12 protein-coding genes are annotated in these 11,442 nt (G+C 38.8%); 5 read left to right on the top strand and 7 right to left on the bottom strand.

Annotated elements, in window-relative coordinates; genetic code table 11:
* Positions 1–27 precede the first annotated feature (27 nt).
* The gene (gene rnd, locus AB4128_RS03170; RefSeq protein ID WP_372036778.1) at positions 28–1,140 is read left to right on the top strand and encodes a ribonuclease D; all 1,113 of its coding nucleotides are present in this window, start codon (positions 28–30) and stop codon (positions 1,138–1,140) included.
* A 126-nt stretch (positions 1,141–1,266) separates the two neighbouring features.
* Here the strand turns inward: rnd and minE are convergent, their stop codons facing one another.
* Genes minE through minC form a run of 3 tightly spaced genes read right to left on the bottom strand, consistent with a single transcriptional unit; the run spans position 1,267 to position 3,033 of the window.
* Positions 1,267–1,527: a cell division topological specificity factor MinE gene (gene minE, locus AB4128_RS03165; RefSeq protein ID WP_055023203.1), complete on the bottom strand. Its 261-nt coding sequence runs from the start codon at positions 1,525–1,527 to the stop codon at positions 1,267–1,269.
* Between the two features lie 2 nt (positions 1,528–1,529).
* Entirely contained in the window at positions 1,530–2,339 is an 810-nt protein-coding gene (minD, locus tag AB4128_RS03160; protein ID WP_055023202.1) for a septum site-determining protein MinD, read from the bottom strand.
* Between the two features lie 28 nt (positions 2,340–2,367).
* Complete coding sequence (gene minC / locus AB4128_RS03155) at positions 2,368–3,033, bottom strand: septum site-determining protein MinC (protein ID WP_372036776.1); 666 nt, start codon at positions 3,031–3,033, stop codon at positions 2,368–2,370.
* A 120-nt stretch (positions 3,034–3,153) separates the two neighbouring features.
* Here minC and AB4128_RS03150 point away from each other — a divergent pair, with 120 nt between their 5' ends.
* From AB4128_RS03150 to AB4128_RS03140, 3 genes are all read left to right on the top strand, one after another.
* Positions 3,154–3,432: a YcgL domain-containing protein gene (locus AB4128_RS03150; RefSeq protein WP_372036775.1), complete on the top strand. Its 279-nt coding sequence runs from the start codon at positions 3,154–3,156 to the stop codon at positions 3,430–3,432.
* A gap of 183 nt (positions 3,433–3,615) precedes the next feature.
* Positions 3,616–4,590 (top strand): lytic transglycosylase domain-containing protein, encoded by a 975-nt coding sequence (locus AB4128_RS03145; protein ID WP_055023199.1) that lies wholly within the window; start codon positions 3,616–3,618, stop codon positions 4,588–4,590.
* Between the two features lie 41 nt (positions 4,591–4,631).
* Positions 4,632–5,072: a YcgN family cysteine cluster protein gene (locus AB4128_RS03140; protein WP_055023198.1), complete on the top strand. Its 441-nt coding sequence runs from the start codon at positions 4,632–4,634 to the stop codon at positions 5,070–5,072.
* Positions 5,073–5,171: 99 nt separating this feature from the next.
* On the opposite strand, the gene dsbB is transcribed toward AB4128_RS03140, so the two are convergent.
* Positions 5,172–5,687: a disulfide bond formation protein DsbB gene (dsbB, locus tag AB4128_RS03135; protein ID WP_372036773.1), complete on the bottom strand. Its 516-nt coding sequence runs from the start codon at positions 5,685–5,687 to the stop codon at positions 5,172–5,174.
* An 82-nt stretch (positions 5,688–5,769) separates the two neighbouring features.
* Entirely contained in the window at positions 5,770–7,362 is a 1,593-nt protein-coding gene (nhaB, locus tag AB4128_RS03130; RefSeq protein ID WP_055023197.1) for a sodium/proton antiporter NhaB, read from the bottom strand.
* 459 nt (positions 7,363–7,821) lie between these two features.
* Here nhaB and fadR point away from each other — a divergent pair, with 459 nt between their 5' ends.
* On the top strand, positions 7,822–8,538 hold the full coding sequence (fadR, locus tag AB4128_RS03125) for a fatty acid metabolism transcriptional regulator FadR (RefSeq protein ID WP_372036970.1): 717 nt from the start codon (positions 7,822–7,824) through the stop codon (positions 8,536–8,538).
* Positions 8,539–8,615: 77 nt separating this feature from the next.
* On the opposite strand, the gene AB4128_RS03120 is transcribed toward fadR, so the two are convergent.
* Together AB4128_RS03120 and AB4128_RS03115 are read right to left on the bottom strand one after the other, a co-directional pair.
* Complete coding sequence (locus AB4128_RS03120) at positions 8,616–10,157, bottom strand: SpoVR family protein (protein ID WP_080915852.1); 1,542 nt, start codon at positions 10,155–10,157, stop codon at positions 8,616–8,618.
* Between the two features lie 10 nt (positions 10,158–10,167).
* Positions 10,168–11,439, bottom strand: coding sequence for a YeaH/YhbH family protein (locus AB4128_RS03115; RefSeq protein ID WP_372036771.1), 1,272 nt, complete (start codon positions 11,437–11,439; stop codon positions 10,168–10,170).
* Between the last annotated feature and the right edge of the window lie 3 nt (positions 11,440–11,442).

Raw genomic sequence — 11,442 nt, 5'->3', positions numbered from 1 at the left:
GGCGATAAGTTAATACTGGAGTGAATTTTGTTATCGTTCGAATACATTAGTGACCAAGCAAGTTTAGAAGCGTTAGTGGCACAATATCAACAAAGTGAATTACTGGTCTTAGACACTGAATTCGTAAGAACAAGAACCTACTACGCAAAGTTGGGTCTTATTCAAGCCTATGATGGCAAAACATTGGCGCTAATCGATCCCGTTGCTCTACCTGATTTATCGTGTTTTTGGGAGTTATTAACAAATACTTCAATTACTAAACTTGTGCATTCTTGTAGTGAAGATTTAGAAGTGTTCGCACGTTACGGACAATGTCAGCCAAGTCCTTTATTTGATAGCCAAATTGCCGCTAGCTTATGTGGTTTGGGACATGGGGTTGGTTACGCAAAATTAGTTAATATGTTTTTAGACATTGAGATTGATAAAGGCGAGTCACGAACTGATTGGATGAAACGTCCGTTAACCGATGCACAATTACAATATGCCGCGAATGACGTTTACTATTTATATAACCTTTACCAACAATTACTTGAAAAAGTTAATCAAGCCAGCCGCATGGATTGGTTGCTGGAAGAGGGTGAGCGGATGACAGAAGGGCGTTTAACGCCACCTGATGAAGAGTTTGCTTATTTAAAGGTGAAAAATGCGTTTCAGTTATTCCCAAAACAATTGGCTTACTTGAAAGTATTGGCCACTTGGCGTTTACAAAAAGCATTAAAGAAAGATTCTGCACTTGGCTTTATCATTAAAGATCATGCCTTGATTGCTTTAGCAAAAAAACAGCCGAAAACGGTAGTCGAGTTGAATCAATTAAATGACTTAACCGATCATGAAAAGCGTTTCCATGGTAAAGAGATCATCAAACTGCTTCAAACAGCAGATTTAGAAAACTTACCAGAAGCTGTGGACGTGATAGCCCTTAAAAATGGTTATAAAGCCTCATTTAAAGAAGTTAAAGTGATCCTCACGCAACTGGCTGAGCAACATGATGTCGCGATTGAGTTTATTGGCTCTAAACGTCTCATTCATGAATTTTTACTGTGGCTCTATCATAAAAAACAAACAGATACGCCATTATTATTAACCGGCTGGCGAGCGAGCATCATTAAAGATAGTCTAGAAGAAATAAAGTTTGGTTAACACGAAAGGAACTTTTATATCGTCAGCAAGGCTATTGAGTTAACGATATTAAAAAAGCCAAGATACGTGTTAATCTTGGCTTTTTTATAGTGAGGTTCAGCTTAGTAAGCTATGACCTGAAAAACGTTATTTGCCATCAGGTAAGGTGACGTTTAACTCAAGTACCGACAGCTTGTCATCATTTTGGTCAAGCTGAACTGATACCTGATCCTCAGAGATATGAACGTATTTGCGAATAACTTCAATGATCTCTTGTTTCATTTTTGGGAAGTAATCAGGCGCATCACGTTCACCACGTTGATGAGCAACGATAATTTGCAGGCGCTCTTTGGCTGTCACCGCAGTGTTGGTTTTTTTATTGCTTCTAAAATAATCAAGTATAGACATAGTTAGCTACCAAATATCCTTTTTAAGAATCCCTTTTTCTCTTCTGTCAGAAAACGAAATGGTACTTCATCACCAAGTAAACGCGCCACAGTGTCAGCGTACGCTAAACCTGCATCACTTTCTTCATCGTTAATGACTGGAATACCAGAGTTTGATGCTTTTAATACTGCTTGTGATTCAGGAATTACACCGACTAATTTAATGGCTAAAATTTCTGATACGTCTTCGACACTTAACATTTCACCTGTTTTAACTCTAGCAGGTGAATAGCGAGTTAATAATAAAAACTCTTGAATTGGTTCAAGATTTTGTTCTGCACGACGAGAGCGACTTTGTAACATACCAAGAATACGGTCTGAATCTCGTACAGAGCTCACTTCTGGGTTAGTCGTTACAATAGCAATGTCTGCAAAATACAAGGCCATCATTGCACCTTGTTCAATACCCGCTGGTGAGTCACAAACAATATAGTCAAAGTCTTTGCTGAGTTCATCAAGCACTCCGCCTACACCTTCTTTAGTCAGTGCATCTTTATCACGGGTTTGTGACGCTGGTAAAATAAATAGCTTATCACAACGTTTATCTTTAATTAGTGCTTGATTGAGATTAGCTTCACCGTTGATAACGTTGACGAAGTCATAAACAACTCTGCGCTCACAACCCATAATTAAATCAAGGTTACGTAAACCGATATCGAAATCGATAACAACAGTCTTTTTTCCTTTAAGTGCTAAACCTGTCGCAATAGCTGCACTTGAAGTTGTTTTACCTACGCCACCTTTACCTGATGTGACAACAATGATTTGTGCCATTTGTTATTATATCCTTTTATGTTGCCAACTATTGAGGCAATGATTCAACCATGAGTGTTTCGTCATTAAGACGAACACAACCGCGTTGATCGCTACAATGCTGCTGCAAATGTTCTGCTAGCCAATATTGTCCAGCAATTGATACTAATTCGGCGTCAAGGCTATTGGCTATGATGATGCTATTGCGATCACCTGAAGCTCCCGCCATTGCTTTACCTCGTAAAGCGCCATATATATGAATGCTACCATCCGCAATCACTTCTGCGCCATTACCAACCGCACCAAAAATGATTAAGTCAGCATTTTTTGCATAAATTTGCTGCCCTGAACGTACATTTTGTTTAATGATTTTGGTTTCTTTGGTTGGGGCTGGCATATTCTTGGCTTGTTTGCCCGATTTAACGACTGCAAGGCCTAACGATTTTGCTTGTTTACTAATATCATCGTTTGCAGATGTTACACCAACGATGATTAATTGGTTATCAGTAAGAAGTTGTTTTAATGTAGCAAGATTAACGTCGTGTTGTTCTATCGCACTTAAATTTAAAATTAATGGTGCGCCGATAAAGAATTGCGGTGCTTGAGATAGCTTTCTGTCTAAATCAGCAGCTACCGCACTTATATCGTGTGTATTGATATGAAGAACTGAAAGTGTAAAAGAGGTCGCTTTGAGCTCAAGACTTTGTGTGGCCATCCAGGCGTTAATCTCCAAAAATTTCAGTGTGTGAACTGATTTGCAATTAAATTATGACTGTCCATGTTATAGTGTGCGTTGTTGACTATCAAGCAAGAAACATAGGAATTTAACTTCAAAATGATATGCGCAGTATATAAAAGCAGCCGAAAAATTGATACTTACTTATTCGTTGAAAAACGTGATGTTTTTGACGCTGTACCTGAAGCATTAATGCAAATGTTTGGCACTCCCCAATTGGTTATGATGGTGCCTTTATCCAAACGCACTGAGTTAGCGATGGCTGATATTGAGAAGGTCAAATCAGAATTAGCTGATAAAGGCTTTTATTTACAAATCCCGCCTCCTGTCACGAATTTGTTAGATGAACACAGAAAAAGTTTAGGGATAAAAGACTAGCGTCGCCTGTTATTACAGTGATAGTTTATTGGTCTGAAAAGCGTTTTTTTAAATGATATAAAATTTACAATAGCTTGTTTTTAATACAGTTATCAATTTTAGTATTTCGACGTTAACACAAATGTGTTAACGTTTAGTTAATAAGAACAAAAACAGCAGTAATGAGTTAACTTAGGACATTTTATGATTGGGAAGATCATTTCATCAGTAGTCATCTCTCTGATTACTTTTAACATTGCTCATGCACAGCAAACCGTTACTTTCGATGATTATTTAGCTTCATTAAAAGACAAAGCAATACAGGCTGGTGTTTCACAAAATACTATTAATAAACACTTTTCGAAAATAAAAGTGTTTAAACGAGCCACTGTTAACGGCGCTGATAAGAGCATTAATCTAGAGAGTTATATTCCACAAAATGCACCTGAAATAACAGTCAGCACTGCTAGGGCAATGTTTAAAGAACAAGAAGATGCGTTAATTACGCTGGGTGACCGTTACGGTGTTCAGCCTCGTTTTCTCGTCGCCTTATGGGGAATGACTTCAGAATTTGGTGAACAGAAGGGGAATTTTCCTATTTTATCTGTCACTGCTTCTAACGCTTATTCAGGTGTAAAAGAACAGTTTTACATCGATGAGTTTATCGCAGCGCTGCAAATCATCGATAGCCAACAAGTTACCTATGAGCAATTAATTGGTTCCTCAACAGGTGCTATGGGCCATATGCAGTTAATGCCATCTCAATATCTAGCCTATGCCCAAGATGGCAATGGAGATGGAAACAAAGACATTTGGAACAACCAATTTGACGCTTTTGCTACTGCAGCTGCAATGCTTAAAGATACCGGATGGAAAAACGATGAAACTTGGGGAAGACAAGTTAGTTCAGTTAATCCAGTTCCGCAGTATCTGATTGGTGCTGACCACACTCAAACATTTAATGAGTGGCAAGAGTTGGGCGTTCGTCGATACAACGGCAATGATTTACCTAAACGTGATGACATGCAAGTGTCTTTCTTAATGCCTGATGGCGAGAAGGGCCGAGAGTATCTGGTTTATAATAATTTCCGACTGCTGCAAGCTTGGTCAAAGAAAGAACATTTCTTACTGACTGTGACCTATCTATCTGAACGAATCAAAAATCCTCCTATTAAATAATGATACAATACTGGAATTGTAAGTTATTACCGTATTGAATTATGTCTTTTTGGGTTGAAAAAAAGCTAAACCAACTTACCACCGTGCAATGGGAATCATTGTGCGATGGTTGTGGTAAGTGTTGTCTGAATAAGTTAATTGATGATGAAACCGAGGATCTGTATTACACAGATGCTGCTTGTCATCTACTCGATGACGATACGTGCGCCTGTCGTCATTATCCTGAACGATTTAAATATGTGCCAGCTTGTACAGCGATTACCGTCGATAATATTGCAGAATTAACTTGGCTGCCTGACTCTTGTGCTTATAAGCGTCTGCACGATGGCAGGGAGCTTCCTTCTTGGCATCCATTATTAACCGGTTCAAAAGAGGCAATGCACGCAGCGGGTATCTCAGTTAAGGGGAAAACCATTAACGAGAAACGAGTTAAAGATGTTTTTGACCATATTGTTCTATGGCCCTTGAAAGACCTAGATTAACGCTAAAAGGGTTGAACAAGTGAAGTTAGGTTCGATTGACCACAAAAAAAGCACTCTGATTGAGTGCTTTTTTTTTATAAACGAATCAACTTCGTGGTGTTAGCTGCGCTTTAATGGTTTTATTGCTGGAAATAACATCACCGCCAGAACGAGTAAATAGATAACAAAAGTGACAACCATCCACTGCGCCATACTCACTGACAAAAATGTCCAAGGATCATCACTACACATACCCGTAGGAGAAAAGACCGAAGGCAGCCACTGATCTAATGGCATCCAAGTTGGAAACTCTGGGAAAAACGAACAAGTAGAAAATGGTGATGGATTAACTTGTAATTCATTTAACTCAAGCGATAACGATAAGCCCCACACGCCGCTGACTCCCCAACCAATGAGACCAAGAAAGCGAGTTAACCAGAATTTAGGTGCTAAGGCGCCTACAATTCCTGCAATGATTAACCCTAATACAGCTACACGTACATAGATACACATGACACAAGGGTCTAATTCCATTACGTACTGAAAGAATAGTGCAGCTGCTTCTAGGCCTATTGCGGATGTAAGTAGCATTAGCCATGCAGTACGCGAACGAGTAAATTCCTGTAAACCAGTCAAATCAATCTCCTGTCGATTTATGACGATAAAAAAACACCCTCGATTGAGGGTGTTTTCAGGTCAAACTTAATTCAAATTGGCATTAATGTCCAACCGAAATTCCACCAATATCTTTAGCTGAATGGTGAATAATGATTTGATTATCATAATAGTATTGCGTCATATCGGTTAAGAAACCTGATTCAATTGCAATAATACCGACGATAGATAACACAATCGTATAAGGCAAAGCCATCCAAACCATACGGCCGTATGACAATCTAACTAATGGCGCTAATGCAGACGTTAATAAGAACAAGAATGCGGCTTGGCCGTTTGGTGTTGCCACTGAAGGTAGATTAGTACCTGTGTTAATTGCAACGGCAAGTAAGTCAAATTGATCGCGGGTGATTTGACCATTGATAAGAGCGGCTTTAACTTCGTTAATATAAACTGTTCCGACAAAGACGTTATCACTCACCATGGACAGTAATCCATTGGCAATATAGAAGATAACCAGTTGCGCGTTTCCTTCAAAGCTTAATGCCCATTGAATCACTGGCGCGAATAAGTGTTGGTCAATGATTACGCCGACAACAGCAAAAAACACGGCTAATAGTGCTGTAAAGGGTAAGGCTTCTTCAAATGCTTTACCCAATGCATGTTCATCTGTAACGCCATTAAATGCTGTGGTTAAAATAATCACAGATAAACCAATCAGTCCGACAGAAGCTAAATGGAATGCAAGACCAATAACTAGCCAAACCCCTACCAATGCTTGAACAAGTAACTTCACTTTATCCGCTTTAGTACGATTTTGATCTTCGTAATCTGAATAGTCACTTAGAATTTTATGAACAGCATCTGGTAATTGTGCACCATAGCTGAATAATTTAAATTTCTCGACCAAGAAACAGGTTGTAATACCAGCAATAAACACAGGCATAGTGACTGGTGACATGCGAAGGAAAAACTCACTAAACTGCCAGTGCGCTTGCGCTGCAATGATCAAGTTTTGTGGTTCACCAACCATAGTACATACACCACCAAGTGCTGTACCAACACCTGAATGCATCAGCAAGTTACGTAGAAAACCACGGAAAGCTTCAAGTTCTTCATCGTTAAGTTGTTCACGCTCTTCTGAAGTATGGTCATGCTCTTTGTCACAGCTAAAGTCTTTGCCTGAGGCAACTTTATGATAAATAGAGTAGAACCCGACTGCGACCGCAATGATGACGGCAATAACAGTTAAAGCGTCTAAAAATGCGGAAAGGAAAGCGGAAGATACGCAAAACATCAATGAAACAATAATTTTAGAGCGTACTTTAGTGATCATTTTGGTGAATACAAAAAGAAGCAACTGCTTCATGAAGTAAATACCAGCAACCATAAATATGAGTAGTAATAAAACTTCTAAGTTTGCTTCTATCTCATGCAGTACCTGTGTTGGGGAAGTCATACCAATCATGACAGCCTGTATTGCTAGTAAACCACCAGGCTGAAGCGGGTAGCACTTCAATGCCATAGCTAAGGTAAAAATAAATTCTATTACTAATACCCACCCGGCAACGAACGGACTGACTAAAAAGAATAAAAGGGGATTTATTACAAGAAACGATAATATTGCGTATTTGTACCATTTTGGGGAGTTACCCAAAAAGTTACTAAAAAACGCAGCACCAGTGGTTGACGGCATAATAGCCTCTCCAGTTATGAATTTACGATAGTGAATTTTTGAGGAAGGAATTTTGTAGACCAATTTAAGCCAAAACAAAAACTGCTGTTATGGTTGGTGATTTTGCCCCTAAACTATTTTGTCTAATGATTGCAAAATAACAAAGCTTAACTCTATTTATGTTGTTGTTTTATATTGCTTTTATTTGATATTTCAAAATTCGTTAGTTGTACCACTAACTTACATCCATTAATTTTCGCGCTAGTTTAGCGCAAACGGTTTCTATTGTAATGCGAATTAATTTTTGGGACGAAAAAAAATAACGAATATAACTCCTATCTCACATTCTTTACCTGTATCGTCTGTTTATTCACCAGTAACGTTGTAGAACAGTGTGTTTGACCTTTATCAATAGTGCCTATTTGGAATACCTCTGGTATGATCAGTTCATTGAGTAATCACAGGATGTTCAAGTTGACAATTATCAATGCAAAAGGTCCTGCAAGTTTTGCAGAGAAGTATATCGTCCGTTCTATTTGGGAAAATAAATTTCCACCAGGTTCAATTTTACCTGCTGAGCGAGAACTATCAGAGTTAATTGGTGTCACTAGAACCACGTTACGTGAAGTACTTCAACGATTAGCACGTGATGGCTGGCTTAAGATTCAGCATGGTAAACCAACCCAAGTAAATAACTTTTGGGAAACATCAGGGCTTAATATTCTTGAGACTATTGCCGATCTTAATCCGGATGGTTTTCCGTTATTGGTCGATCAATTGTTATCAGCAAGGGCGAACGTCAGTGCGATTTATTTTCGTGGTGCTGTTCGAAATAACCCTGAAAAAGCGCAGGAAGTATTAGCCAAAATTCATGAGTTAGAAGAAACAGCTGAAGCGTATGCTGATTATGACTATGAATTACATCATGCTTTGGCTTTTTCATCCGGAAACCCACTTTATGTATTAATTCTTAACGGCTTTAAAGGCTTATACAGTCGTGTTGGTCGTTATTACTTTTCAAGCCAAGAAGCACGCACTATTGCGCTGGATTTTTATAAAGCGCTAGAAAAATTAGCTCAGGAAGGTAAATATACTGAAGTGCCTGCGCTGATGAAGTCCAACGGCATTAACAGTGGTATAATGTGGCAAAAGCTACGTGATGACATGCCTGCAGAAATTGCAAAAAACGATAAATAAAAATAGCAATTAAAAAACCAACCGAGAGGTTGGTTTTTTGTTGGTGATGAAAAAGGTGAACCATCAACCATTGCTATCTATAGTGTAGTCATTTTTTGCTGTTCTTCCTTTGTGGGACATTGAGCTAAGACTGTTGTTTTGCCACTTGCATCAACTTGTTCAATGCTGACATCGAAGCCCCATAAACGATGTAAATGTTTTAACACTTCTTCATGACTCCCGGCTAGCGGTATTCGATTGTTTGGCACATACCGTAATGTTAATGACCGATCACCATTTATGTCTACTCGTTGAACTTGGATGTTTGGTTCAAGGTTGGATAGATTGTACTGCTGCGATAGTTTTTCACGAATGAGGTGGTAACCTCGATCATCGTGAATAGCTGATACTGATAATCGATTACAGCTGTCATCATCAAGAATACTGAATAATTTAAAATCACGGATCACTTTAGGCGAAAGGTATTGGCTGATAAAACTTTCATCTTTAAAGTTTTCCATCGCAAAGGTAACGGTTGTAAGCCAGTCACTGCCAGCGATATCAGGAAACCACTTTATATCTTCTTCAGTAGGGGATTCACATATCCTTCGGATATCTACAAACATGTTAAAACCTAAAGCATAAGGGTTTATCCCACTATAATACGGACTGTTATACGCAGGTTGTGCGACAACCCCTGTGTGGCTTTGTAAGAACTCAAGCATGAACCTATCGGTAACAGTACCTTCATCAAACATGTGATTTAGGATGGTGTAATGCCAGAACGTTGCCCAGCCTTCATTCATGACTTGGGTTTGTTTTTGTGGGTAAAAATATTGCGCCATTTTTCTAACTATTCTTACAATTTCTCGCTGCCAAGGCTCAAGCAGTGGCGCATTTTTTTCAATAAAATAGAGAATATTTTCCTGTGGTTCATCAGGAAAGGATGCACTGTTTTCTTGTTGGTTTTCATCGAGGTTTTTAGGTACCGTTCGCCATAAGTCGTTCACCTGACTTTGTAAGTAGCTCTCACGATCTTTTTGACGCATTTGCTCTTCTTTAAACGACACCTCAGCGGGTCGCTTATATCGGTCCACACCATAATTCATTAGTGCATGGCAAGAATCTACAGTTAACTCGACTTGTTCCACTCCATATTTAAGCTCGCACTCATGAATGTAGTTTTTAGCAAAAACTAAATAGTCGATAATTGAACTTGCATCAGTCCAAGTTTTGAACAAATAGTTATTTTTAAAAAAACTGTTATGTCCAAAGCTTGCATGAGCCATCACCAAAGCTTGCATTGTGATGGTGTTTTCTTCCATTAAATAAGCAATACAAGGATCTGAGTTAATTACAATTTCATAGGCCAATCCCATTTGGCCACGACGGTAACCTTGTTCAGTTTCTATAAATCGTTTACCAAAAGACCAATGAGTGTAACCAATTGGCATACCAATACCTGCATATGCATCCATCATTTGCTCAGCAGTGATCACTTCAATTTGATTTGGGTAGCTATCGAGTTTATAAAAAGCAGCCACTTTTTCAATTTCAGTCATGTAAGCTTCAAGTAAATCAAAGCTCCAATCTGGCCCATCACTTAATGGCTGTTTTGCTTTGGCTTTATGATTCGTCATCATGTTCTCCTTAGCTAGGCTGCTTTTTAAATAACTCACGGAAAACAGGGTAGATGTCATCCACCTCACGGATATGTTGCACTGCAATATTTGTGTAATCTTGTTGTAGGTTTTCGTATTCACGCCAAAGGGTTTGGTGGGCGCGTCGGGTAATTTCTATGTAACTGAAATAACGAGATACTGGTAATATCTTTTCTGCTAAAACTTGTTTACAGACAGGGGAGTCATCAGCCCAATTGTCGCCGTCTGATGCCTGTGCTGCATAGATATTCCATTCATCGGCAGGGTAACGATCCTGTTGGATTTCATGCATTAAATTCAATGCACTTGATACAATTGTGCCGCCTGTTTCTTGTGAATAAAAAAACTCATGCTCATCGACTTCTTTAGCTTGAGTATGATGGCGTATATAAACGACTTCTAAGTTTTTGTATGTTTGCGTTAGAAAAAGATATAACAAGATATAAAATCGCTTTGCCATGTCTTTAGTTGCTTGATCCATAGAACCTGAGACATCCATTAGGCAGAACATTACCGCTTGGCTTGAAGGTTTTTCACGCTTAGCAAAATTATTAAAACGTAAATCAAAACTATCGATAAAAGGAACGCTATCAATTTTTTTCTGTAAGTCGTCAATTTGTTGTTTTAAATCGATTATAACTTCAGCTTGGGTACCGGGAGTATTTTCAAGATTTGATAACTCAGCTTTTAATTGTGCGAGTTTTTTCTTTTTTCCCGCGGTCATTGCAATGCGTCTTGCATGTGAAGACCGTAAAGAACGAACGATGTTTATATTGGCAGGTACACCGACATTGGTAAAACCGGCGCGGTAGGTTTCAAATTCCACCATTTGTTTAGCGTTGGTTTGCTGTAAATCAGGCAGAGCCAAATCTTCAAATAGCAATTCTAGGTATTCATCATTTGATATCTCAAATAAAAATTCATCTTTACCTTCACCAGAATTTGATGCATCACCTTCGCCACTTCCTTCACCTGCACCACCACCTTTAGGGCGCTCGATTTGATCGCCTTGATTAAATTGGTCGTTGCCTGGGTGGACTCTTTCTCTTATACCACCTTGTCCTTGATGAAAAATGGGCTCACTGATATCTCGTGTCGGAATACTGATCTTCTCGCCTTTATCAATGTCGGTCACGCTACGGCGTGTCACTGCTTCACTGACAGACTTTTTGATTTGTTTTTTATATCGTTCAATAAATCGTTGACGGTTTACAGTGCTTTTACCTTTAGCGTTTAGGCGTCTATCAATAAAATTTGCCATACA

It is taken from the genome of Shewanella sp. 10N.286.52.A9 (assembly GCF_041468985.1).
Taxonomy (GTDB): Bacteria; Pseudomonadota; Gammaproteobacteria; order Enterobacterales; family Shewanellaceae; genus Shewanella; species Shewanella japonica.
This window is presented reverse-complemented; position numbering and strand designations above follow the sequence as displayed.

What these genes read in the sequence shown, in the direction of transcription:
- minE (WP_055023203.1), bottom strand. Translation starts at nt 1,527, where the DNA reads ATGTCTATACTTGATTATTTTAGAAGCAATAAAAAAACCAACACTGCG.
- minD (WP_055023202.1), bottom strand. Translation starts at nt 2,339, where the DNA reads ATGGCACAAATCATTGTTGTCACATCAGGTAAAGGTGGCGTAGGTAAA.
- minC (WP_372036776.1), bottom strand. Translation starts at nt 3,033, where the DNA reads ATGGCCACACAAAGTCTTGAGCTCAAAGCGACCTCTTTTACACTTTCA.
- AB4128_RS03150 (WP_372036775.1), top strand. Translation starts at nt 3,154, where the DNA reads ATGATATGCGCAGTATATAAAAGCAGCCGAAAAATTGATACTTACTTA.
- AB4128_RS03145 (WP_055023199.1), top strand. Translation starts at nt 3,616, where the DNA reads ATGATTGGGAAGATCATTTCATCAGTAGTCATCTCTCTGATTACTTTT.
- AB4128_RS03140 (WP_055023198.1), top strand. Translation starts at nt 4,632, where the DNA reads ATGTCTTTTTGGGTTGAAAAAAAGCTAAACCAACTTACCACCGTGCAA.
- nhaB (WP_055023197.1), bottom strand. Translation starts at nt 7,362, where the DNA reads ATGCCGTCAACCACTGGTGCTGCGTTTTTTAGTAACTTTTTGGGTAAC.
- AB4128_RS03120 (WP_080915852.1), bottom strand. Translation starts at nt 10,157, where the DNA reads ATGACGAATCATAAAGCCAAAGCAAAACAGCCATTAAGTGATGGGCCA.
- AB4128_RS03115 (WP_372036771.1), bottom strand. Translation starts at nt 11,439, where the DNA reads ATGGCAAATTTTATTGATAGACGCCTAAACGCTAAAGGTAAAAGCACT.